At 59.7% G+C, this 24223-nt stretch carries 19 protein-coding genes and 1 pseudogene; 13 read left to right on the top strand and 7 right to left on the bottom strand.

The window, feature by feature from the left end; translation table 11 throughout:
• Window positions 1-4: 4 nt before the first annotated feature.
• Together DQ397_RS22775 and DQ397_RS22770 are read left to right on the top strand one after the other, a co-directional pair.
• The gene (locus tag DQ397_RS22775) at window positions 5-1102 is read left to right on the top strand and encodes an amino acid ABC transporter permease (RefSeq protein WP_043207440.1); all 1098 of its coding nucleotides are present in this window, start codon (window positions 5-7) and stop codon (window positions 1100-1102) included.
• A 10-nt stretch (window positions 1103-1112) separates the two neighbouring features.
• Window positions 1113-1877 (top strand): amino acid ABC transporter ATP-binding protein, encoded by a 765-nt coding sequence (locus tag DQ397_RS22770; RefSeq protein WP_043207442.1) that lies wholly within the window; start codon window positions 1113-1115, stop codon window positions 1875-1877.
• A 100-nt stretch (window positions 1878-1977) separates the two neighbouring features.
• Here DQ397_RS22770 and algW read toward each other — a convergent pair whose 3' ends face one another.
• Window positions 1978-3138 (bottom strand): Do family serine endopeptidase AlgW, encoded by a 1161-nt coding sequence (algW, locus tag DQ397_RS22765; RefSeq protein ID WP_043207443.1) that lies wholly within the window; start codon window positions 3136-3138, stop codon window positions 1978-1980.
• A gap of 263 nt (window positions 3139-3401) precedes the next feature.
• On the opposite strand from algW, the gene DQ397_RS22760 reads away from it, so the two are divergent.
• The 3 genes from DQ397_RS22760 to cysN all read left to right on the top strand — a co-directional run bounded on the left by DQ397_RS22760 (window position 3402) and on the right by cysN (window position 7211).
• Complete coding sequence (locus DQ397_RS22760) at window positions 3402-4160, top strand: Nif3-like dinuclear metal center hexameric protein (RefSeq protein WP_043207445.1); 759 nt, start codon at window positions 3402-3404, stop codon at window positions 4158-4160.
• 216 nt (window positions 4161-4376) lie between these two features.
• Window positions 4377-5294, top strand: coding sequence for a sulfate adenylyltransferase subunit CysD (cysD, locus tag DQ397_RS22755; protein WP_043207446.1), 918 nt, complete (start codon window positions 4377-4379; stop codon window positions 5292-5294).
• A gap of 15 nt (window positions 5295-5309) precedes the next feature.
• Window positions 5310-7211, top strand: a complete 1902-nt coding sequence (gene cysN, locus DQ397_RS22750) for a sulfate adenylyltransferase subunit CysN (protein WP_043207448.1) — start codon at window positions 5310-5312, stop codon at window positions 7209-7211.
• A 285-nt stretch (window positions 7212-7496) separates the two neighbouring features.
• Here the strand turns inward: cysN and DQ397_RS22745 are convergent, their stop codons facing one another.
• Together DQ397_RS22745 and DQ397_RS22740 are read right to left on the bottom strand one after the other, a co-directional pair.
• Entirely contained in the window at window positions 7497-7760 is a 264-nt protein-coding gene (locus tag DQ397_RS22745) for a bacteriocin immunity protein (RefSeq protein ID WP_043207449.1), read from the bottom strand.
• Complete coding sequence (locus DQ397_RS22740; RefSeq protein WP_043207450.1) at window positions 7757-10105, bottom strand: S-type pyocin domain-containing protein; 2349 nt, start codon at window positions 10103-10105, stop codon at window positions 7757-7759. Before DQ397_RS22740 ends, DQ397_RS22745 begins: the two co-directional genes overlap by 4 nt.
• Window positions 10106-10261: 156 nt before the next feature.
• On the opposite strand from DQ397_RS22740, the pseudogene DQ397_RS25105 reads away from it, so the two are divergent.
• Window positions 10262-10381: pseudogene (locus DQ397_RS25105) on the top strand (hypothetical protein); the annotation flags it as partial.
• 1733 nt (window positions 10382-12114) lie between these two features.
• Here DQ397_RS25105 and DQ397_RS22730 read toward each other — a convergent pair.
• Window positions 12115-12594, bottom strand: coding sequence for an Lrp/AsnC family transcriptional regulator (locus tag DQ397_RS22730; RefSeq protein ID WP_043207451.1), 480 nt, complete (start codon window positions 12592-12594; stop codon window positions 12115-12117).
• Between the two features lie 127 nt (window positions 12595-12721).
• Here DQ397_RS22730 and DQ397_RS22725 point away from each other — a divergent pair, with 127 nt between their 5' ends.
• A complete protein-coding gene (locus tag DQ397_RS22725) occupies window positions 12722-13918 on the top strand; it encodes a methionine gamma-lyase (RefSeq protein WP_043207454.1) in 1197 nt (398 codons plus the stop codon).
• Between the two features lie 68 nt (window positions 13919-13986).
• Entirely contained in the window at window positions 13987-16677 is a 2691-nt protein-coding gene (gene mdeB, locus DQ397_RS22720) for an alpha-ketoglutarate dehydrogenase (protein ID WP_043207456.1), read from the top strand.
• Between the two features lie 159 nt (window positions 16678-16836).
• On the opposite strand, the gene DQ397_RS22715 is transcribed toward mdeB, so the two are convergent.
• Window positions 16837-17274: a YhcB family protein gene (locus DQ397_RS22715; protein WP_043207459.1), complete on the bottom strand. Its 438-nt coding sequence runs from the start codon at window positions 17272-17274 to the stop codon at window positions 16837-16839.
• A 135-nt stretch (window positions 17275-17409) separates the two neighbouring features.
• Between DQ397_RS22715 and DQ397_RS22710 the strand changes: the two genes are divergently transcribed.
• The 3 genes from DQ397_RS22710 (at window position 17410) to zapE (ending at window position 20764) form a co-directional block, all read left to right on the top strand.
• On the top strand, window positions 17410-18045 hold the full coding sequence (locus DQ397_RS22710) for an alpha/beta hydrolase (RefSeq protein WP_043207462.1): 636 nt from the start codon (window positions 17410-17412) through the stop codon (window positions 18043-18045).
• A gap of 25 nt (window positions 18046-18070) precedes the next feature.
• Entirely contained in the window at window positions 18071-19417 is a 1347-nt protein-coding gene (locus tag DQ397_RS22705) for a tryptophan--tRNA ligase (protein WP_043207466.1), read from the top strand.
• A 252-nt stretch (window positions 19418-19669) separates the two neighbouring features.
• Entirely contained in the window at window positions 19670-20764 is a 1095-nt protein-coding gene (zapE, locus tag DQ397_RS22700; protein WP_090344884.1) for a cell division protein ZapE, read from the top strand.
• 103 nt (window positions 20765-20867) lie between these two features.
• Here zapE and DQ397_RS22695 read toward each other — a convergent pair whose 3' ends face one another.
• Together DQ397_RS22695 and DQ397_RS22690 are read right to left on the bottom strand one after the other, a co-directional pair.
• Entirely contained in the window at window positions 20868-21764 is an 897-nt protein-coding gene (locus DQ397_RS22695; RefSeq protein ID WP_167358094.1) for a GlxA family transcriptional regulator, read from the bottom strand.
• A gap of 278 nt (window positions 21765-22042) precedes the next feature.
• Window positions 22043-23083 carry an NADP(H)-dependent aldo-keto reductase gene (locus tag DQ397_RS22690; RefSeq protein ID WP_043207467.1) on the bottom strand — a complete coding sequence of 347 codons (1041 nt, stop codon included), beginning with the start codon at window positions 23081-23083 and terminating at the stop codon, window positions 22043-22045.
• 256 nt (window positions 23084-23339) lie between these two features.
• Here DQ397_RS22690 and rplM point away from each other — a divergent pair, with 256 nt between their 5' ends.
• Together rplM and rpsI are read left to right on the top strand one after the other, a co-directional pair.
• A complete protein-coding gene (gene rplM / locus DQ397_RS22685; RefSeq protein WP_043207468.1) occupies window positions 23340-23768 on the top strand; it encodes a 50S ribosomal protein L13 in 429 nt (142 codons plus the stop codon).
• A gap of 14 nt (window positions 23769-23782) precedes the next feature.
• Window positions 23783-24175 carry a 30S ribosomal protein S9 gene (gene rpsI / locus DQ397_RS22680; RefSeq protein ID WP_043207470.1) on the top strand — a complete coding sequence of 131 codons (393 nt, stop codon included), beginning with the start codon at window positions 23783-23785 and terminating at the stop codon, window positions 24173-24175.
• Window positions 24176-24223 lie beyond the last annotated feature (48 nt).

Below are 24223 nucleotides of genomic sequence, written 5' to 3'. Positions count from 1 at the left end.
GCCAGTGACTGCCCATGTTTTCAAACCTGACATGCCGCCACCGGTCAAGACCGCCGGCGTGCTCGCATGGATGCGTGCGAACCTGTTCTCCAGCTGGCTGAACACCCTGTTGACGCTGTTCGCCCTGTACCTGGTGTGGCTGATCGTGCCGCCTTTGGTGCAATGGGCGTTCATCGATGCCAACTGGGTCGGCACCACCCGTGCCGATTGCACCAAGGAAGGCGCCTGCTGGGTGTTCATCCAGCAACGCTTCGGCCAGTTCATGTACGGCTACTACCCGGTGGAGTTGCGCTGGCGGGTCGACCTGACTGTCTGGCTCGCCGTGCTGGGCGCCGCGCCGTTGTTCATCAAGCGTTTCCCGCGCAAGGTGGCCTATGGCTTGGGCTTTCTGGTGCTGTACCCGATCATCGCCTACACCTTGCTGCACGGTGGCTACCTGGGGCTGAGCACGGTGCCGACCAGCCAGTGGGGCGGCCTGATGCTGACCTTGGTGATCGCCACCGTCGGCATCGTCGGCGCCTTGCCCCTGGGCATCCTGCTGGCGCTGGGACGGCGTTCCAACATGCCGGCGGTGAAGGTGGTCTGCGTGACCTTCATCGAGTTCTGGCGTGGCGTGCCACTGATCACTGTGCTGTTCATGTCCTCGGTGATGTTGCCGTTGTTCCTGCCTGAGGGTATGAGCTTCGACAAGCTGCTGCGGGCGATGATCGGGGTGATCCTGTTCCAGTCGGCCTATATCGCCGAGGTGGTCCGCGGTGGGTTGCAGGCCATCCCCAAGGGCCAGTACGAGGCGGCTGCGGCCATGGGCCTGGGCTACTGGCGGTCGATGGGGCTGGTGATCCTGCCTCAGGCGCTCAAGCTGGTGATCCCCGGCATCGTCAACACCTTCATTGCCCTGTTCAAGGACACGAGCCTGGTGATCATCATCGGCCTGTTCGACCTGCTCAACAGCGTCAAGCAGGCTGCGGCCGACCCGACCTGGCTGGGCATGGCGACCGAGGGCTATGTGTTCGCCGCCTTGGTGTTCTGGATTTTCTGTTTCGGTATGTCCCGCTACTCCATGCACCTGGAGCGCAAGCTGGACACTGGCCACAAGCGTTAGGAGTCTCGAAATGAGTGAAGCGATCAAGCAGCCTGTCGGCCCCGAAGGCATCATCCAGATGCAGGGTGTGAACAAGTGGTACGGGCAGTTCCACGTACTGAAGGACATCAACCTCAATGTGCGTCAGGGCGAGCGCATCGTGCTGTGCGGGCCGTCCGGCTCGGGCAAGTCCACCACCATCCGTTGCCTCAATCGCCTGGAGGAACACCAGCAGGGGCGCATCGTCGTCGATGGCGTGGAACTGACCAACGACCTCAAGCAGATCGAAGCGATCCGCCGCGAGGTGGGCATGGTGTTCCAGCACTTCAACCTGTTCCCGCACTTGAGCATTCTGGAAAACTGCACCCTGGCACCGATGTGGGTGCGCAAGATGCCCCGGCGCAAAGCCGAGGAAATCGCCATGCACTATCTGGAGCGGGTGCGCATTCCCGAGCAGGCGCACAAGTATCCGGGGCAACTGTCCGGTGGCCAGCAGCAGCGGGTGGCGATCGCCCGGGCCCTGTGCATGAAGCCCAAGATCATGCTCTTCGACGAACCGACCTCGGCGCTGGATCCGGAGATGGTCAAGGAAGTGCTCGATACCATGGTGGGGCTCGCCGAGGACGGCATGACCATGCTCTGCGTGACCCACGAGATGGGCTTTGCCCGGACCGTGGCGAACCGGGTGATCTTCATGGACAAGGGTGAGATCGTCGAACAGGCTGCGCCGGATGATTTCTTCGACCGGCCGCGCAGTGATCGGACCAAGCTGTTCCTGAGCCAGATCCTGCATTGATGTGGCGGGGGCCGCGGCGCGGCCCTTTCGCAGGCTTCGCCGGTTCACCGCTTTGGGAGGGGTGCAAGCCTGCACCAGGGCTGCAAAGCAGCCCTTTTTGTTACTTTTCTTCTTGGGCGGCGACCGGCGCAGGTGGCGGTCGCAGCCCCACCTCGGCGATCAGCTTGAGCTGTTGCCCGTTGCGCATCACTTCGATGGTGATCTTCTCGTTGGGCTTGATCCGCGCCACCTGGTTCATCGACTTGCGACCATCGCCGGCAGGTTCGCCGTTGATGCTCATGATCACGTCGCCCAGTTGCAGACCGGCACGTTGGGCCGGACCATCGCGGAAGATGCCCGCCACGACGATGCCTGGACGACCCTGCATGCCATAGGACTCGGCCAGCTCCTGGCTCAGCGGCTGCACCTCGATGCCCAGCCAGCCACGAATGACCTGGCCATGCTCGACGATCGATTTCATCACCTCCAGCGCCAGCTTGACCGGGATGGCGAAGCCGATGCCTTGGGAGCCGCCGGACTTGGAGAAGATCGCGGTGTTGATGCCGATCAGGTTGCCGTTGGCGTCGACCAGGGCGCCGCCGGAGTTGCCGGGGTTGATCGCCGCGTCGGTCTGGATGAAGTCTTCGTAGTTGTTCAGGCCCAACTGGTTGCGGCCGGTGGCGCTGATGATGCCCATGGTCACGGTCTGGCCGACGCCGAAGGGGTTGCCGATGGCCAGGGACACGTCGCCGATATGGATATTGTCGGAGCGACCGATGGTGATCGCAGGCAGTTTCTTCAGGTCGATCTTCAACACCGCGAGGTCGGTTTCCGGGTCGCTGCCGATGACCCGGGCCAGGGTCTCGCGACCGTCTTTGAGCGCCACCACGATCTGGTCGGCACCGCTGGTCACGTGGTTGTTGGTCAGCAGATAGCCTTCGGGGCTCATGATCACTGCCGAACCCAGGCTGGACTCCCAACGCCGCTGCTTGGGCAGGTTGTCGCCGAAGAAGCGGCGGAATTGCGGGTCTTCGAATAGCGGATGGGCACTCTTGTTGACCACCTTGGTGGTGTACAGGTTGGCCACTGCCGGCGCGGCCAGCGTCACGGCATCGGCATAGGACACCGGGCCCTGCACGATCCGCGAGGTCTGCGGAGCCTGCTGCAGGTTGACGTCCTGGCTGGGCAGGCCGACCCACTGGGGAAAGCGCTGGATGATCAGCAGGGCGACCAGCACACCGGTAAGCAGGGGCCAGCCAAAGTAACGCAGAGCCTTGAGCATCGAATGAATCCTGGGAATAGGGCAGGGGCCAGTGGCTACGCAGCAGGGGTGCGAGCGCGCGCGATCATACACGTGAAAGCGTTGATCAGGCGACGGTCTTGAACGTGGTGCAGCGTCCGCGGGTTTACTCGCGGATGAGCGTGCCACGAGCTGATCCCCAGGCGGGTTGCAGCCGGTTTCCCCGAAGCCGGCGACGGCCCATAATGGCGGCCATTATACGGGCGTTGTGCCCGCCGAACGTGCAGATTTCGAGGAGATTTTCCATGGCCGTCGCCCTGAACACTCTGGTCGAGGAAGCCGAGCGCTACCTGGGCAGCGCGAAGATCCAAGACTACTGCCCCAACGGCCTGCAGGTCGAAGGCCGTCCGCAGGTCAGCCGGATCGTCAGCGGCGTCACTGCCAGCCAGGCATTGCTGGATGCGGCAGTTGAGGCCGAGGCCGATCTGGTGCTGGTGCACCATGGTTACTTCTGGAAAGGCGAGAGCCCGTGCATCACGGGCATGAAGCAGCGCCGGATCAAAACCCTGCTCAAGCATGACATCAGTCTGCTCGCCTACCACCTGCCGCTGGACGTACACCCTGAGGTGGGCAACAACGTGCAGTTGGCCCGTCAACTGGACATCACCGTCGAGGGGCCGCTGGACCCGCTGAACCCCAAAGTAGTCGGTCTGGTGGGCTCTCTGGCCGAGCCGATGTCGGCACGCGATTTTGCCCGCCGGGTGCAGGAAGTGATGGGGCGTGAGCCGTTGGTGATCGAGGGCGAACAATTGGTGCGCCGGGTCGGTTGGTGCACAGGTGGCGGTCAGGGCTACATCGACACAGCCATCGCTGCCGGCGTGGATCTGTTCCTCAGTGGCGAGGCGTCCGAGCAGACCTTCCACAGCGCCCGGGAGAACGGCATCAGTTTCATCGCGGCCGGGCACCATGCCACTGAGCGTTACGGCGTGCAGGCGCTGGGCGACTACCTGGCACGGCGCTTTGCGGTGGAGCACCTGTTCATCGACTGCCCCAACCCCATCTGATCTCGGCCATTTCAAAGGTGAACCCGCTCCCGCAGACGATTGGCTGTGGCAGCGGGTTTAGCCGCGAAGACGCGCTCCACGTCCCCAAACCCGCAGTCATATCGTTAGATTCTTTCGGTCTAGTCAGCCTCCTAAATAGAATCAGGCGCTGTGATACAGTTCCTCGCTCGAACACGGCCCGCAGGCCGTCCATAAGATCGTTTTTCGTGAGTAGCCATGGTCGACAAACTGACGCACTTGAAACAGCTGGAGGCGGAGAGCATCCACATCATCCGCGAGGTGGCCGCCGAGTTCGACAACCCGGTGATGCTGTACTCGATCGGCAAGGACTCCGCCGTGATGCTGCACCTGGCGCGCAAGGCCTTCTTCCCAGGCAAGCTGCCGTTCCCGGTGATGCACGTCGACACCCAGTGGAAATTCCAGGAGATGTACCGCTTCCGCGACAAGATGGTCGAGGAGATGGGCCTGGAGTTGATCACCCACGTCAACCCTGAAGGTGTGGCGCAGGGCATCAACCCGTTCACCCATGGCAGCTCCAAGCACACCGACATCATGAAGACCCAGGGCCTGAAGCAGGCGCTGGACAAGCATGGCTTCGACGCCGCGTTCGGCGGCGCCCGCCGCGACGAGGAGAAGTCCCGCGCCAAGGAGCGTGTGTATTCGTTCCGCGACAGCAAGCACCGCTGGGACCCGAAGAACCAGCGCCCTGAGCTGTGGAACATCTACAACGGCAAGGTCAACAAGGGCGAGTCGATCCGCGTCTTCCCCCTGTCGAACTGGACCGAGCTGGACATCTGGCAGTACATCTACCTCGAAGGTATCCCGATCGTGCCGCTGTACTTCGCTGCCGAGCGTGAAGTCATCGAGAAGAACGGCACCCTGATCATGATCGACGACGAGCGCATCCTCGAGCATCTGACCGATGAAGAGAAAGCGCGCATCGTCAAGAAGAAGGTGCGTTTCCGTACCCTGGGCTGCTACCCGTTGACGGGTGCTGTCGAGTCGGAAGCCGAGACCCTGACGGACATCATTCAGGAAATGCTCCTGACCCGTACGTCCGAGCGCCAGGGCCGCGTCATCGACCACGATGGCGCCGGTTCCATGGAAGACAAGAAACGCCAAGGCTACTTCTAATTTCAGGGTTACTCCATGTCGCACCAATCTGATCTGATCAGCGAGGACATCCTCGCCTACCTGGCCCAGCACGAGCGCAAGGAACTGCTGCGCTTTTTGACCTGCGGCAACGTCGACGACGGCAAGAGCACCCTGATCGGGCGCCTGCTGCATGACTCGAAGATGATCTACGAGGACCACCTCGAGGCCATCACCCGCGACTCGAAAAAGGTCGGCACCACCGGCGAGGAAGTGGATCTGGCGCTGCTGGTCGACGGTCTGCAGGCCGAGCGCGAGCAGGGCATCACCATCGATGTCGCCTACCGCTATTTCTCCACCGCCAAGCGCAAGTTCATCATCGCCGACACTCCGGGCCACGAGCAGTACACCCGCAACATGGCCACCGGCGCCTCGACCTGCGACCTGGCGATCATCCTGGTCGATGCGCGCTATGGCGTGCAGACCCAGACCCGTCGCCACAGCTACATCGCCTCGTTGCTCGGCATCAAGCACATCGTCGTCGCGGTCAACAAGATGGACCTGAAGAACTTCGACGAACAGGTCTTCGAATCGATCAAGGCCGACTATCTTAAGTTCGCCGAAGGCATCAACCTCAAGCCGTCGAGCCTGCACTTCGTGCCGATGTCGGCGCTCAAGGGCGACAACGTAGTCAACCGCAGCGAGCGTTCGCCGTGGTACACCGGCCCTGCGCTGATGGAAATCCTCGAAACCGTGGAAGTGGCGGCCGACCGCAACTTCACCGACCTGCGCTTCCCGGTGCAGTACGTGAACCGTCCGAACCTGAACTTCCGCGGCTTTGCCGGCACCATCGCCAGCGGTGTCGTGCACAAGGGGGACGAAGTGGTCGTGCTGCCGTCGGGCAAGAGCAGCCGGGTCAAGTCCATCGTCACCTTCGAAGGTGAGCTGGAAAACGCAGGCCCAGGCCAGGCCGTGACCCTGACCATGGAAGACGAGATCGACATCTCCCGTGGCGATTTGCTGGTGCATGCCGACAACGTTCCGCCGGTCACTGACCAGTTCGACGCCATGCTGGTATGGATGTCCGAGGAGCCGATGCTCCCAGGCAAGAAGTACGACATCAAGCGCGCCACCAGCTACGTGCCGGGCTCGATCGCCAGCATCACCCACAAAGTCGATGTGAACACCCTGGAGCAGGGCGCTGCCAGTGCCCTGCAACTGAACGAGATCGGTCGCGTCAAGGTCAGTCTGGATGCCGCCATCGCCCTGGACGGCTACGACAGCAACCGCACTACCGGCGCGTTCATCGTCATCGACCGCCTGACCAACGGTACCGTCGGCGCCGGCATGATCATCGCCCCGCCAGTCCTGCCGCACGGCAGCACCGGCCATCATGGCAAGCTGGCCCACGTCTCCACCGAAGAGCGTGCCCTGCGCTTCGGCCAGCAGCCAGCCACCGTGCTGTTCAGCGGCCTCTCCGGTGCCGGCAAGAGCACCTTGGCCTATGCCGTGGAGCGCAAGCTGTTCGACATGGGCCGTGCGGTCTATGTACTCGACGGTCAGAACCTGCGCCACGACCTGAACAAGGGCCTGCCACAGGACCGCGCCGGTCGTACCGAAAACTGGCGTCGCGCCGCCCACGTGGCGCGCCAGTTCAACGAAGCCGGCATGCTGACCCTGGCCGCCTTCGTGGCCCCGGACGCCGAAGGTCGCGAGCAGGCCAAAGCGCTGATCGGCAAGGAGCGCCTGGTCACTGTCTACGTCCAGGCCTCGCCGATCGCCTGCCGCGAACGCGACCCTCAAGGCCTGTACGCTGCTGGTGGCGACAACATCCCAGGCGAAAGCTTCCCGTACGATGTGCCGCTGGACGCGGACCTGGTGATCGATACCCAGACCACCAGCGTTGAAGAGGGCGTCAAGCAGGTGCTGGATGTGCTGCGTCAGCGCGGCGCGATCTGATCCGCTTGCCATAAACAGAAAACCCCGCTTCGGCGGGGTTTTTTGTTTATGGCACCTGACTAGTTGCGCAACAGGCGCCGGGTCTGTTTTTCGGTCCTGATCATTTCCAGGTGCCGGTCATAATCGCTGTGTTGCGCGCACGCTGGGCTGTAGGGGGACATGTCGCAGTTGAAGTGTTGATCTGGGTTGTCTGGCCCGAGGTAGGGGCCGCCGGCGCTACAGGCTGATAGGAGCAGGAGGCCGGTGAGCGCTGACGTTTCATAAGGGGCCTTGACTGGCCCAATTTTATGAAGCTCTGAAGCCGTCCTTGCCATTTGCCAAGCGCCACTCTTTGACAATTCGAACAATTTGCTCTGGCTTTCCTAATTCAGCCGTTTCTGGCCAGAAAATTAGATCAGTCCCCAGCGGGTGTTCGGTAATATTTTCAAAATGATCCAGTAATGGGTCCAGTATTTCATCAGGGCTGGATCCGTTTGTCTCGAATATTAATTTTAAAAAGTCGAGGAACTCTGATTCAGTATAGTCAGAGATTTTGCTTTTCTCTTTCATGGCTGCTCTCCGTAATGAATTTGTAAGTGAGCTTTTGGGGTGACGACTCGAATATTGTCATGGTCGTAGACCGCACCGCCTGCTGAAACAGGAATGTGATGATGAAGTACAAAAGTAGACTGTGACTTGTGCCGATCAATACTTTGTACTTTTGGAGCTAGCCCTGATGCCATGCGCTTCAGGTTGGCTTCGGAGAACTGGGCGGAAAGTTGATTGTCTTGTGCCACCGCTTTCCAAATATCCTCTCGGAATTCTTTCATGTCTCGCACCGCTTTACCCGATAGCGCCTTTGAAATCTGCGATGGGATAGGCGCTCCTGAGCTACGCGCTTGATCTCCAAGCCAGACGCCGGAGGTGGGCAAGCCTTGCCCATAATGTTCCCCCGGATCCAGACGAGGATCTTTGAATATCACCAGTATCGGTGGCAAACCCGAATCAGCCGGAAAGGTAACGATCAGCCGTTCTTGATCCAGCAGATCCAACGCAGGATAGCCCTGTTGCTCCGTCTTGACCGGATTCAAGCTGCTGCCGGTGTAGACGACAGTGCCGGGCGGGATGGGGGGCAGGCTGGTGGGGCCCCCATGTTCGCTACCTGGTGCGTTGGCGGGCGTCCAAGTAAGAATGCGCTGCGGGTTGTCCAGTGCCAGGCTGTAAACTTGGCGTTGGCTGTCGAACGTGGCGGCGCGAACAGGAACCGCCCGACCTCCGGGGGTGAGGTACAGATCTAGTTCGGCCCCGCTCCCGCTGCTTGCGATCAGATAAGGCAGGTCGATACTTTCCGATTTCAGAGCCAGGGCTGCTAAGTCTGGTCTGTCAGGTGTAGAAAGGTCTGTGAGAGGGACGCTGACCAGGTAGCGCCGTTCGCTGTTTCCCAATGTCGAAGGCCAAGCCAGAAACAGAGTGCCAACAAGGATGTTACCGACCACTGGCGCTGCAATGCGGGCCAAACCAGTCACGGCCTCCTGTATGGCGTTTTGCAGTGCAATGTAGGCTGTTTGTGGAATCGCGAAGGTGGCTGCACCGATAGGAAGCGCCAGCGGTAAGGAGACCGAAGCGCCTTCCAGCGCGATAAAACTGATCTTTTGGCGTTCAGCTTCAGCCCTCTGCTGAGCTTCTTTTGCTCTGCGTTCAGCCTCGGTTTTTTGGCGCGCGAGCTCTTCGGCTTTGCGCGCTGCGTCCGCTTTTTGCTGAGCCAACTCTTTGGCTTTGCGTTCAGCTTCTGCTTTTTTGCGAGCCGCTTCCTGCGCGTTGGCGGCGGTTCGCTGTTGCTCCACTCGTTTTGCACGGGCATTCAGTCCGGAAAATGCCGTCAGTGTGTCGTTCAGTATCCGAGCAGACTCTTTGTTGAGCAGTGACTTGTGATAGTCGAGCCAACGTGGCCCGACACCTTTGAGCTGTTGATGTTGGATCAGGCTATCAAGTGCTTCCAGCTCAGCGCTTGTCAGAGGGGCCTTAATGTTGGGATTGGCCTTGAGATAAGGGGTTATCGCTTTAGCCCTATTAGCAGCCAACGTCCGTAGTGCTTGTTCATAGTAGGCCAACGTTTGTACCGAGTTTTGTTGGCTTGCCTTCGGAGATGCCCTCAGTAAATCATTTTGTAAGAAGCCAGGGAGGGCCTGGAAATAAAATATTTGTTCGATCCGGATGGCGTCGGCTTTTTCATCGAGGGTTTTTATTGTTAGGGCGTAATCAAGTTGGGCAAGATTTTCAGTGGTTTCCAACGCTTTCGCTGTGGCATGAAGGTGCGGGCGGATGGCTTCGAATATTCGGTCAATTATTTTTCGCTCATGGGCGGATTGTAAAGAGGTTTCGTATCCCAAGAATGCCGCATCTAGTTTGTTTTTCTTCAGGAGCTTCGTGCCTTTGGAAATAAAATAGATTGGGGGTTTGTAGAAGATGTTGCTACCCCAGAATGAAAGCTCTCTTTCAAGGTGGGTGGTGTATTCGCTTCGTTTGCTGTGGATGAGTTCAAACAACCCACGCTGTTCGGCTTTGGCTTTAATGTAAGGAGTGGCGCCTTTTGAAATATGGCGAATTTTTGCTTCGTTGATTTCGATCTCTATTGTTTTGGAAAGCGCTTTGTAGCGAGGCGCCATTTTTTTATCGATATCAGCATTGATGCCTTTTAGTTCGTCAAATAATATAGTGTTCCAGCCAGGTATGATGTCATGACGCGGGCGTTGAGACCCTTGCCCCTCTCCCCTACGTGGGCCTTCGTTCAGTCCCCAGCCACCCGAGCCGTTTCCACCGCCACCTATGCCACCTGTAAATGGCTTGTCGCGATAAGCATTGATATAGAGGCCTTCATCTAGATAATAAGTGCTTCCGATTTTTTGTGGGGCCATGAGCCTCTCCAAGTTGAACGGTCATGGAGATTATTGAGAATTGGCTGAGAGGATTCTGTCGCGTATATAGCAGGGCTGTGAACGAAGGCGCGGTAAGCGCCGTAGGAGCACGTTGTAGGATTCATATGTACCTTCTAACTATGGAACTACACCCTGGGGAAAAATTTTCCATACGATGTGCCGCTGGACGCGGACCTGGTGATCGATACCCAGACCACCAGCGTTGAAGACGGCGTCAAGCAGGTGCTGGATGTGCTGCTGATCCGCTTGCCATAAACAGAAAACCCCGCTTCGGCGGGGTTTTTTGTTTATGGCACCTGACTAGTTGCGCAACAGGCGCCGGGTCTGTTTTTCGGTCCTGATCATTTCCAGGTGCCGGTCATAATCGCTGCGTTGCGCGCACGCTGGGCTGTAGGGGGACATGTCGCAGTTGAAGTGTTGATCTGGGTTGTCTGGCCCGAGGTAGGGGCCGCCGGCGCTACAGGCTGATAGGAGCAGGAGGCCGGTGAGAAGTGATTGTTTCAATAGGCCTAGTGCTGGGGTAGCTTGATCCATCGAAAGTACTCCTGATAGTCCATTTGCCGTTCGTGGCCATGCCGGAAAGGATCCATGTCGCATTTGAAATGAACCGCTTATCGGTCGGGGAAGAATAAAGGCATTTGTTATTGCGTCCTGCTAGAAAGATTACTGATAGAGCGGTCAGCTCTTTAATGGTTGAGTAGGGTAAGCCGCTCATTGATTATTCTTTTGTGGGGGTGACGTGTTTTGGATTTCTAAGTCTGACAAGTAAGCCTGGTAAAATCTGGATTGTATGTTGTGCGACACCTCGGCTGCGGCTGTAGGGAGAGTCTGATGACTATAGGGGGAGGGTTTCCGGTTCGCTTAGGCTTTGCACGACTTGTAATTGTTGTGGGGCTAGTTTTGGTAGGCCGGCTTTACCAAGCCCTTTCAGCTCAATAATTAAAGGTGGTGTAATGGGGAAGTATTCAAAATTGAAGGTTGCACGATTCAGCGGGTCTGGAGGTACCGTCCTTCCTCCCAACCAATCTATGCATGCGGGCGATTTCATAAAATCTCCTAATGGGCGCTATGCGCTGCGTCTTCGCCCTGATGGAAACTTAGTACTTGAAGATCGTGGCTCTGTAATCTGGGTGGCTAACGAGAAACAACCGCACAGCGACACTTTCAAATTGAGAAAGCGGGAAACACTTCACTTCGTTATCCAGAATTCTGGCTTTCTCTATGATCCATCCCGTGGTCGGGTATGGTCCGCTCAAGCTACAGAGACTCGAGACAAGTCCTATTGGCGTCATAATCACCTAGGGGTAACCGATACAGGTAATCTGGAAATTTATGATGGAAGGAATGGAGAGATTAGATGGGCGCGCTCAAGGTTTGTGCCAAGCCGCCTTCGGCGTAGGGAAAAGATATGGCCGCACTCTGACCTGCCTGAGCTACCTCCGCTATTCCAAGTGAAGCATGATTATCCCTAGCTGTAGGGGTAGCCGAATATAAGTAGTTCCAAGTTTAATATCCTGGGTCTGGTGACATGGCTTGGAGTTTTCGGCTGACTGTAGGTAAGAATGTATAATGGGCTTAGCGTTGCGGCTTTTGAATCAGTTTGTAATGCTCTTGATAATCTATTCTTCTTTCGCAACCTTGCCGATAGGGGTCCATGTCACATTGAATTTTATGTCTTGTCTATCAGGGATCCACATCCAGTCGTTGCCGCACCCGGAAAGAAAAAACATGAGCATAAGGTTGAGGTGTTTCATGGTGTGCTCGCGCATCTAAGGGGGGGTTTATTTTCACCACGAACCCCGTTGAGGGATACTTCATTTTTTCACAAGCTTAAGTAGGAAGCTCTCCTCGTTAGTGGGAGACGGGTCTTACATAGGAGGGTGGCGCATGCCTTCATGGGGGCATAGATGAATCGACCGGATGAAAACATGCGCTAGTTAGTTTTGTGGTGTCGTGTGGAGTCGCTGGGTATAAGGTTTTCAGCTATTTCATATGTGTTTTTCCGACACCGGAATCACTCGGCGTTCCTTCACCGCCTTGTACGAAAAGCTCGAATAGATCTCTTTAACGCCCGGCAAACGCTGCAACACCTCCCGGGTAAATTCCCCGAACGATTCCAGGTCCCGCGCAAGGATCTCCAACAAGAAGTCATAGCGCCCGGAAATGTTGTGGCAGGAAACGATCTCGGGGATTTCCAACAGCCGTTTCTCGAAGGCCAGGGCCATTTCCTTGGTGTGCGAGTCCATCATGATGCTCACGAAGGCGGTCACGCCGAAGCCCAGCGACTTGGGCGAGAGGATGGCTTGATAGCCGGTGATGTAGCCGTTGTCCTCCAGCAGTTTGACGCGACGCCAGCAGGGCGAGGTGGTGAGGGAAACCTGGTCGGCAAGTTCAGCGACGGTGAGGCGGGCGTTGTCCTGCAAGGCCGCGAGCAGGGCGCGGTCGGTGCGGTCTAGGGTCGAAGGCATGATTTGCCCTCCTGGTGTTTGGTTTGTTGTTTTTATGCCAAAAGATAGGCGAATGCGTGGGCGATTTTGGAAAATTACCCGCGACCCGGTGGCATAAGCTTATAACAAACCATCAGAGGCTGTTGCCATGCGCGACTCCAATAACAACACCGGTTTTTCAACACGGGCCATCCATCATGGCTATGACCCGCTTTCCCACGGCGGCGCGCTGGTGCCGCCGGTGTACCAGACCGCCACCTATGCCTTCCCGACTGTCGAGTACGGCGCGGCCTGTTTTGCAGGTGAGGAGAGTGGGCATTTCTACAGCCGCATTTCCAACCCGACCCTGGCCTTGCTCGAACAACGCATGGCATCGCTCGAAGGTGGCGAAGCAGGACTGGCGTTGGCCTCGGGCATGGGCGCCATCACCTCGACGCTATGGACGCTACTACGTCCGGGCGATGAGCTGATCGTCGGGCGTACCCTGTACGGCTGCACCTTTGCCTACTTGCACCATGGCATCGGCGAATTCGGAGTCAAGATCCAGCACGTTGACCTTAACGACGAAAAGGCGTTGAAGGCGGCCATAACCTCTAAGACCCGGATGATCTATTTCGAAAGCCCGGCCAACCCCAACATGCAACTGGTCGACATCGCGGCCGTCGCACAGGCGGTGCATGGTCGCGACATCCACGTCGTGGTCGACAATACTTACTGCACGCCCTACTTGCAGCGTCCGCTGGAGCTGGGTGCCGACCTGGTGGTGCATTCGGCCACCAAGTACCTGAGCGGCCATGGCGATATCACTGCGGGCCTGGTGGTCGGGCGCAAGGCGCTGATCGACCGGATCCGCCTGGAAGGCCTGAAGGACATGACCGGCGCGGTCCTCTCGCCTCACGATGCCTCGCTGCTGATGCGCGGCATGAAGACCCTTGCCCTGCGCATGGAGCGCCACTGCAGCAACGCTCAGCAGTTAGCCGAGTACCTGGCGCGCCAGCCCCAGGTGGAGTTGATCCACTATCCGGGCCTGCCGAGTTTTGCCCAGCATGCGTTGGCTCAGCGGCAGATGCGCCTGCCGGGCGGGATGATCGCGTTCGAGCTCAAGGGTGGGATCGAGGCGGGGCGTCGGTTCATGAATGCCCTGCAGTTGTTCAGTCGGGCGGTGAGCTTGGGCGATGCCGAGTCACTGGCCCAGCATCCGGCGAGCATGACCCATTCGAGCTATACGCCGCAGGAGCGCGCGCACCATGGCATCTCTGAGGGCCTTGTGCGGCTGTCGGTGGGGTTGGAAGACATCGATGACTTGGTGGCTGATATCGCCCAGGCATTGAAGGCCTGCGCCTGAAACCGCGCCAAGCGCTGTGTGAGCGGGTTTACCCGCGAATCGTGTCCGGAAACCGAAGGAAAAGCCCGATGGTGGCGATGATGAATCCGAACGAGCCATTGACGGCCCAGGATACCGACCTGGACAGCGACCCGGCTGAAACCGGCGAATGGTGCGAAGCGCTCGAGTCCACCCTGGCCCATTGCGGCCCGGCGCGGGCGCGCTATCTGCTGCAGCGCTTGCAAAGCCATGCCCTGGAATTGGGGCTGGCGCGCGATACCTTGCCGTTCTCGGCTTACCGCAACACCTTGTCGGTAGAGCAGCAAGGCGCCTATCCGGGCGACCTGGAGATGGACGAGCGCATCACTGGCATCCTGCGCTGGAACGCGCTGGCCATGGTGGTGCGGGCCAATCATGCCTATGGCGATCTGGGTGGGCATATCGCCAGTTATGCCTCGGCGGCGGAGATCTTCGAGGTGGGCTTCCAGCACTTTTTCCGGGGCGAGAGCGGTGGCGAGCGCCGCTCGGCAGACCTGGTGTTCTTCCAGCCTCATTCCGCCCCGGGTATCTATGCCCGGGCATTTCTCGAAGGGCGTTTGAGCGAGGCGCAACTGGCCAGCTATCGCCAGGAAGTCGCCGGCAATGGCCTGTGCTCTTACCCACACCCTTGGTTGATGCCCGACTTCTGGCAGTTTCCCACCGGTTCCATGGGGATCGGTCCGCTCAATGCCATCTACCAGGCGCGTTTCATGCGCTATCTGCAGCACCGTGGTGTGCTCGAGACGGAGTCACGGCATGTCTGGGGCGTGTTCGGTGATGGCGAAATGGACGAACCGGAGTCCACCGCAGGCCTGACCCTGGCGGCGCGCGAAGGCCTGGACAACCTGACGTTCATCGTCAACTGCAACCTGCAACGCCTGGATGGCCCGGTGCGCGGCAACGGGCAGATCATCCAGGAACTGGAAGCGCTGTTCAGCGGCGCCGGTTGGAACGTGATCAAGGTGCTCTGGGGCTCGGAGTGGGATGCTCTGTTCGCCCGCGACCATGACCATGTGCTGCTGCGTCAACTTGCAGCGACGCCCGATGGCCAGTTCCAGACCCTTGGCGCCAACGACGGCACCTACAACCTGGAGCATTTCTTCAACCAGCACCCGGCACTGCAACAGCTGGTGGCGCACATGAGCTCCGACGAGATCAACGCCCTCAAGCGTGGCGGTCATGATTTTCGCAAGCTATACGCCGCCTATGCCGCGGCCAAGGCATGCAAGGGCCGGCCGACGGTGATCCTGGCCAAGACCAAGAAGGGCTATGGCATGAGCAGCGCTGGCGAGTCGCGGATGACTGCGCACCAGGCCAAGAAGCTCGACGTTCAGGCACTGCTGGCATTTCGGGATCGCTTCCATCTCCCCCTGTCGGACGAAGCCGTGGAGCAACTGCGCTTCTACCGGCCTGACGAGGACAGCCCGGAGATGCGTTACCTGCGCAAGCAGCGGGCTGCGTTGGGTGGGCCGTTGCCGATGCGGCGCAGCGACTGTCCTCGCCTGCCGTTGCCGGATCTTGAAACCTTCGGTGGTTTTGCCTTGCACGCTGAGGGCAAGGAAATGTCCACCACCATGGCCGCCGTGCGCCTGCTCGGCCACTGGTTGAAGGCGCCGGAGCTGGGTCCGCGGGTGGTACCGATCGTCGCCGATGAGGCGCGTACGTTCGGTATGGCCAGTTTGTTCAGACAGATCGGTATCTATTCGTCTTGCGGGCAGCGTTACGAACCTGAGGATGCCGGGTCTTTGCTCACCTACAAAGAGGCGCGTGACGGCCAGTTGCTCGAAGAGGGCATCACCGAGGCAGGGGCGATTTCTTCTTGGGTAGCGGCGGCCACGTCCTACGCGGTACACGGCGAGCCTATGTTGCCGGTGTACATCTATTACTCGATGTTCGGATTCCAGCGGGTCGGTGACCTGATCTGGGCTGCCGCCGACCAGCGCGCCCGTGGCTTGTTGCTGGGTGCTACCGCCGGGCGCACCACCTTGGGTGGCGAAGGATTGCAGCACCAGGACGGCTCCAGCTTGGTGATGGCGGCCTTGGTGCCCAACTGCCGGGCCTGGGACCCATGCTTTGCCGGCGAGCTGGCCGTGATTCTCGATCATGCAGCCCGGCGCATGCTGGTGGAGCAGTGCGACGAATTCCACTACGTGGCGGTGATGAACGAAAACTATCCACAGCCCTCGTTGCCCGAGGCGATGCACGGCGATGTGCTTCGCGGCATGTACCGTTTCGCCAGGCAGCAGGCCCTGCAGCCACGTGCCAAGGTGCGTCTGCTGGGCTCAGGGGCGATTTTGCGCGAGGTGATTGCCGCCAGTGAGCTGCTCGCTACCGAATGGCAGGTGGACAGTGATGTGTTCAGTGTCACCAGTTTCAGCGAACTGGCACGCCAGGCACGGGAAGTGCAGCGAGCGGCGACCCAAGGGCGAGGCGGGGTCAGCCACGTGAGCCTGTGCCTGGCGGGTGATGACCCGGTGGTTGCCGCCACAGACTATGCCCGTGCCTGGCCGCAGTTGATCGCCGAATACGTACCGGCACCTTACATGACCCTGGGTACCGATGGCTTCGGGCGCAGTGATACACGTCAGCAACTGCGGCGGTTCTTCGAGGTGGATCGTTACGGTGTGGTGATGGCAGCGCTGTACAGCCTGGTCAGGCAGGGGCGGTTGGACGAGCAGGTATTGGAGCAGGCGAGGGCGCGGTACGAAATCGCTGGCGGGGTGGCCCCTTGGTGTCGATGAGCGGCAGCTTGGCAAGGGCTTGGGTTTGAAGGCAAAGCCCATTTCGTCCTCGAGGTGCTTTGCAGCTCATCGCAGGCTTCGCCAGCTCTTATGGGCATTGCCAGGAAGTTGCTTACAAACGCCCACAAAAAAAGGCCTCTTGCGAGGCCTTTTTCATGTTCAGCGTTTGAGGCCGTAGCTCTCGTCGAGCATGCCCGGCGAGTTCGGCGCCTTGGGCGCGTAGTCGCGAGGCACTTCGGCGGTGTCCTTCGGCGGAGTCAGGCGATCACGCGGGCCCTGGGCCGCTTCGGAGTGCAGGGCGGCCAGCAGGCGCTGGCGGGTCACGTCGTCGAGGGCCAGACGGTTGGCGCCGTCGGCCAAGTGGTCCTGGACGTCCTGGTAGCTCTGGGTCAGTTTCTTGACCAGCGCTGCTGTGCTGTTGAAGTGGGTGACCACTTCGTTCTGGTAGCTATCGAAGCGCTGCTGGATGTCATCCAACTGACGCTGGGTGCTGCTGGGCGCTGCGTTGGGCAGCAGACGGGCGACGACAAAGCCCACCACCACGCCGACGACGAGGGCCAGGGTCGGCAACAACCAAACAAGGAGCGAGAGTTCCACGAGTCCTTCCTCTATAAACGGCTTTGCTTTACGTTAACGGCTCAGACCTGCGCTGTATACCGCGAGCGATCGCAAATCAGAACAGAATTCTTCAGCTAGACGAGTCGACCTTCACCGAGGTCACGGAGTAGTGCCTTGCTTATCCGCGAAACCCCCTTGTTCATTGATGGCCCGAGCGGCCAGCTGGAAGCCTTGTACCTGGATGTGGCCGGCGCCCGCGGTGCGGTGCTGATCTGCCATCCCAACCCGGTCCAGGGTGGCACCATGCTCAACAAGGTGGTCTCGACCCTGCAGCGCACCGCCCGTGATGCAGGTTACATCACCTTACGCTTCAACTACCGCGGCGTGGGTCAGAGTGCGGGCAGTCATGACATGGGGGCCGGCGAGGTCGCCGATGCCGAGGCGGCCGCGGCCTGGCTGCGGGCCAAGCACCCTGAGCTGCCGCTGGTGCTGATGGGCTTCTCATTCGGCGGATTTGTCGCGGCCAGCCTGGCCGGACGCCTGGAAGCCGACGATGTGGCGTTGCAGCATCTGTTCATGATCGCCCCGGCGGTGATGCGCTTGAGCGAGCAGTTCCCGCTGGCCCAGCGTTGCCCGCTGACCGTGGTGCAGCCGGACACCGATGAAGTCGTCGATCCTCAGCTGGTCTACGACTGGTCCGACAACCTGCAGCGCCCCCATGAGCTGCTGAAAGTGGCAGAATGCGGACACTTTTTCCATGGCAAGCTGACCGATCTGAAGGATCTGGTGCTGCCGCGTCTTTCGAACTGAGCCAAGCCTGATCAAGCGAACACCCATGACTACGCGTATTCTCACCGGTATCACCACCACCGGAACCCCGCACCTGGGCAACTACGCCGGCGCCATCCGCCCTGCGATCGTCGCCAGCCAACAGCCCGGTGCCGATTCGTTCTATTTCCTGGCCGACTACCACGCCCTGATCAAATGCGACGATCCGCTGCGCATCCAGCGCTCGCGTCTGGAAATTGCCGCCACCTGGCTGGCCGGTGGCCTGGACCCGGACAAGGTCACCTTCTACCGCCAGTCCGACATCCCTGAGATTCCCGAGCTCACCTGGCTGCTGACCTGCGTCGCCGCCAAGGGCCTGCTCAACCGCGCCCATGCTTACAAGGCCTCGGTGGACAAGAACGTCGAAGCCGGCGAAGACCCGGATGCCGGCGTGACCATGGGCCTGTTCAGCTACCCTGTGCTGATGGCCGCGGACATCCTGATGTTCAACGCCCACAAGGTGCCGGTCGGTCGTGACCAGATCCAACACGTGGAGATGGCCCGCGACATCGGCCAGCGTTTCAACCACCTGTTCGGCCAGGGAAAGGACTTCTTCACCTTGCCGGAGGCGGTGATCGAGGAAACCGTGGCGACGCTGCCGGGCCTGGACGGTCGCAAGATGTCCAAGAGCTACGACAACACCATTCCGCTGTTCACCAGCGCCAAGGACATGAAGGACGCGATCTCGCGCATCGTCACCGACTCCCGCGCGCCGGGCGAGCCGAAGGATGCGGACAACTCGCACCTGTTCACCCTGTTCCAGGCCTTCGCCACCCCCGCGCAGGCGGCCGAGTTCCGTGAAGAGCTGCTGCAGGGCATTGGTTGGGGCGAGGCCAAACAGCGCCTGTTCCAACTGCTCGACGGCCAGTTGGCCGAAAAGCGCGAACACTATCACCAATTGATCTCGCGCCCCTCGGACCTGGAAGACATTCTCCTGGCCGGTGCGGCCAAGGCCCGCAAGAGCGCCACGCCGTTCCTCGAGCAACTGCGCGAGGCAGTGGGCCTGCGTTCGTTCCGCACCAGTGTCCAGGCCAGCACCGAAGTGAAGAAGAAAGCCGCCAAGACCGCGCGCTTCGTCAGTTTCCGCGACGACGATGGCAGCTTCCGCTTCCGTTTGCTGGCAGCCGATGGCGAACAGCTGCTGCTTTCGCGCAGCTTCGCTGACGGCAAGAGCGCCGGCGCTGTTAGCAAGCAGTTGCAGCAGGGCGGTGAGGCCGATGTGCGCGTCGACGGCCTGGGCTTCTCGCTCTGGCTGAACGGTGAGCAGGTGGCCGATGGGCCACGGTTCCAGACCGGCGAGGCTCGTGACGCCGCCATCGAGAGCCTGCGCGCGGCATTGCAGCCTCAAGACTGAGGCGTAGGGTCCCGGCTGTTCGCCGGTATCGACGGATGAATCCGTTGCCATAAGTCCTGCGGTGTCAATGAGAACGCTGCTGTACCTGTGGGAGCGGGTTTGCCCGTGAAAGGGCCGGAACAGACAAGCCGGATAGAGGCTTGTGTACCGGTAGCTTACGGCCCTGCGGCGCGATGGCCGTATGTATGATTGCCATTAAGCGGGCCTGTCGCTACAGTGACGGCCCGTTTTTTGTTGCCTCGCTAACGAATCATGACGCCCCTCGAACGATATCAAGCAGATCTGAAACGTCCCGACTTCTTCCATGATGCGGCGCAGGAAACTGCGGTGCGTCACCTGCAGCGCCTGTACGATGACCTGTTGGCGGCGCAGAACAACAAGCCGGGCGTGTTCGGCAAGCTGTTCGGCAGGAAGGAGCAGGCACCGGTCAAGGGCTTGTACTTCTGGGGGGGCGTGGGACGCGGCAAGACCTATCTGGTCGACACTTTCTTCGAGGCGCTGCCGTTCAAGCAGAAGATGCGCACGCACTTCCACCGCTTCATGAAGCGTGTTCACGAAGAGATGAAAACCCTCAAGGGGGAGAAGAACCCGCTCACCATCATCGCCAAGCGCTTCTCTGAGGAAGCCAAGGTGATCTGCTTCGATGAGTTCTTCGTGTCCGACATCACCGATGCCATGATCCTCGGCACGTTGATGGAAGAGCTGTTCAAGAATGGCGTCACCTTGGTGGCGACTTCGAACATCGTCCCCGACGGCCTGTACAAGGACGGCCTGCAACGCGCGCGTTTCCTGCCGGCTATCGCGCTGATCAAGCAGAACACCGAGGTGGTCAACGTCGACAGCGGGGTCGACTACCGCCTGCGTCACCTGGAGCAGGCCGAGCTGTACCACTTCCCGCTCGACGAAGCCGCCCATGAAAGCCTGCGCCAGAGTTTCCGCGCCTTGACGCCCGAGTGCACCCAGGCTGTGGAAAACGACGTGCTGGTGATCGAGAACCGCGAGATCCAAGCCATCCGCACCTGCGATGACGTCGCTTGGTTCGACTTCCGCGCCCTGTGCGACGGCCCGCGTAGCCAGAACGACTACATCGAGCTGGGCAAGATCTTCCATGCCGTGTTGCTGAGCAATGTCGAGCAGATGGGCGTGACCACCGACGACATCGCCCGCCGCTTCATCAACATGGTGGATGAGTTCTACGACCGCAACGTCAAATTGATCATCTCCGCCGAGGTCGAACTCAAGGATTTGTACACCGGCGGCCGCCTGAGCTTCGAATTCCAGCGCACGCTCAGCCGCCTGCTGGAGATGCAGTCCCACGAGTTCCTGGCGCGGGCGCACAAGCCCTGAGGGAAGCTACAAGCTACAAAAAAGCCAGAGCAGTTCGCGAACTGCTCTGGCTTTTTCTTTTTCTCGTGGCTTGCCGCTAGAAGCTTGCCACTCAAGAAAGCCCTCAGGCTTCCTGCACGAACTGCTGCCGGTACTGATTCGGGGACAGTTCGGTGTGCTGACGGAACAGCCTGGCGAAGAAGCTGGCGTCGTCGTAACCCACTTCATAGCTGATGGTCTTGATGCTCTTGCGCGTACTCGACAAGAGCCCCTTGGCCGTCTCGATACGCAGACGTTGGAGGTAATGCAGGGGCTTGTCGCCGGTGGCGCTCTGGAAACGGCGCATGAAGTTGCGGATGCTCATGCCGTGGTTGCGCGCTACGTCCTCGAAGCGGAACTTGTCGGCGAAGTGCTCCTCCAGCCAGTGCTGGATCTGCAGGATGATCAGGTCCTGGTGCAGCTTCTGTCCGCCAAAGCCCATGCGTCCCGGGGTATAGCTGCGCTGGACTTCGTAGAGGATGTCTCGGGCCACGGCGCGGGCGACGTTGGGGCCGCAGAATCGCTCGATCAGATAGATGTACAGGTCGCACGCCGATGTGGTGCCGCCAGCGCAATACAGGTTGTCGGCGTCGGTCAGGTGCTTGTCCTGGTTCAGCCGGACATTGGGGAAGCGCTCTGCGAAGCTGTTGAAGAAGCGCCAGTACGTAGTTGCCTCCTTGCCATCGAGCAGGCCTGCCTCTGCCAGCCAGAACACACCACTGGCCTCGCCGCACAACACCGCACCGCGGGCATGCTGCTCGCGTAGCCAGGGCAGGACCTGGGGGTAGCGCTGTTGCAGGTTATCGAAGTCTTCCCAGAACGCCGGGAGGATGATCACGTCGGCATCGACCAGGCCGCTGTCGACCGGTACCTGCACATTGCTGAAGCTGTCCACGGGCTTGCCGTCCGGGCTCACCAGGCAGATCTCGAACATCGGTTGCAGCCCCAGGCCCAGCTGCTTGCTGTAGCGCAGGCTGGCCAGGTGGAAGAAATCCTTTGCCTGCATCAGTGTCGAGGCGAACACCTTGTCAATGGCCAGGATGCTGACGCGCCGCAACGACGCGGAGGGTTGGGTAAACATCATTGTCATTGTTCTTATAGGGTAGAGTGGTCAATCACCGGCTGGATCGTCTTATTTTTTCTGTTGGGCTGCAAGCTTCTTCAAGCGGTAAGTGGCACGCGGCAAGCGGCAAGAAAAAAGCCAGAGCAGTCCGCGGACTGCTTTTGCTTGCCACTTGCAGCTTGCCATTGCCGCAGCCCTCAAGGCGCCGGGTTGGGCTGGTCCTGGTGGATGGCCTCGATGGCTGCAAGCAATTCATCGCTGAGGGTCAAGGCCTGGCTGTCCAGGTTGCTTTGCAGTTGCTCAACGCTGGTAGCGCCAATGATGTTGCTGGTCACGAACGGCTGACGGGTGACGAAGGCCAGGGCCATCTGGGCCGGGTCAAGACCATGCTGGCGGGCCAGCTGCACATAGCGGCTGCAGGCGGACACAGTCTGCGGATTGGAGTAGCGCGAGAACCGGCTGAACAACGTCAGGCGTGCCTGTGCCGGCCGTGCGCCGCCTTCGTACTTGCCCGAGAGCATGCCGAAAGCCAGAGGCGAATAAGCCAGCAGGCCGCACTGCTCACGGATCGCCACCTCCGCCAGGCCTACCTCGAAGCTGCGATTGAGCAGGTTGTAGGGGTTCTGGATCGACACGGCTCGCGGCCAGCCGCGAGTCTCGGCCAGGTGCAAGAACTTCATGGTGCCCCATGGCGTTTCGTTGGACAGGCCGATATGGCGGATCTTGCCGGCGCGCACCTGTTCGTCCAGTACTTCGAGGGTTTCTTCCAGTGGCGTGAACAGGTCGTGAGGCAGATGCTGGTAGCCCAGTTTGCCGAAGAAGTTGGTGCTGCGCTCGGGCCAATGCAGCTGGTACAGGTCGATGCGATCGGTGTGCAGGCGCTGCAGGCTGTCCTCCAGCGCAGCGACGATATGCTGGCGGTTGTGCTTGAGCTGGCCGTCGCGGATATGGCTGATGCCGTTGCCGGGACCTGCGACTTTGCTCGCGAGGATCCAGTCGTCACGATCGCCATGACGGCGGAACCAGTTGCCGATGATGCGCTCGGTGGCGGCGTAGGTTTCGGGCCGTGGCGGCACCGGGTACATCTCTGCCGTGTCGATGAAATTGACCCCGCTGGCCTTGGCCAGTGCGATCTGGGCAAAGGCCTGGGCTTCGTCGTTCTGTTCGCCCCAGGTCATGGTGCCCAGGCACAGGGCGCTGACATTGAGGTCGGTTCGGCCGAGTTGGCGATATTCCATGGGGTACCGTCTCCTGCAAATCGAACCATCAAATCAGGTTGAATTTTTTTCTGCAATCTGGATAATTCGGCACCTCTCCGTGTGGCGGAAGTGATGCACCACCATGCAGGAGGAACCCTTGTCGAACATTGGACGCGCCGACCCGAGCCCCCAATAGCGTCCGTGTGCGGCTGCGCGCTTGCCCTTGGCAAGCTGTGCACTATCCAGTAAGATTCGCCGTCTATTTTTCGCTGGGCGGCCTCTGAGGCTTTAGAGAATGAAAACTTTTACTGCTAAACCGGAAACAGTAAAGCGCGACTGGTACGTAGTTGACGCCGCTGGTCAGACCCTGGGTCGTCTGGCTACCGAAATCGCTCGTCGTCTGCGTGGCAAGCACAAGCCAGAATACACCCCTCACGTTGACACCGGCGACTACATCGTCGTCATCAACGCCGAGCAGGTACGTGTCACTGGTGCCAAAACTTCGGACAAGATGTACTACTCCCACTCCGGTTTCCCAGGTGGCATCAAGGAAATCAGCTTCGAGAAGCTGATCGACAAAGCCCCTGAGCGTGTCATCGAGACCGCGGTCAAAGGCATGCTGCCGAAGAACCCGCTGGGTCGCGACATGTACCGCAAGCTGAAAGTGTACGCGGGTGCTGCTCACCCACACACTGCTCAGCAGCCTCAAGAACTGAAGATCTAACGGGATAGTTCATTATGTCGGCGACTCAAAATTACGGCACTGGCCGTCGCAAGACCGCAACCGCTCGCGTTTTCCTGCGTCCGGGCACTGGTAACATCTCCATCAACAACCGTTCTCTGGACGTGTTCTTCGGTCGCGAAACTGCTCGCATGGTTGTTCGTCAGCCGCTGGAACTGACCGAGACCGTTGAGAAGTTCGACATCTACGTCACCGTTTCCGGTGGTGGTGTCAGCGGTCAAGCCGGTGCGATCCGTCACGGTATCACCCGCGCTCTGATGGACTACGACGAATCCCTGCGTGGCGCTCTGCGTCGTGCTGGTTACGTCACCCGCGACGCTCGTGAAGTCGAGCGTAAGAAAGTGGGTCTGCGTAAAGCGCGTAAGCGTCCTCAGTACTCCAAGCGTTAATACCGCTTCGGCAGTCGAAAAAAAGCCCGGTTCCGTTTATGGAGCCGG

Source organism: Pseudomonas sp. CK-NBRI-02 (assembly GCF_008124495.1).
GTDB lineage: Bacteria > Pseudomonadota > Gammaproteobacteria > Pseudomonadales > Pseudomonadaceae > Aquipseudomonas > Aquipseudomonas guariconensis.
The sequence above is the reverse complement of the archived record's forward strand: the minus strand, read 5'-3'. Positions and strand labels throughout refer to the sequence as shown.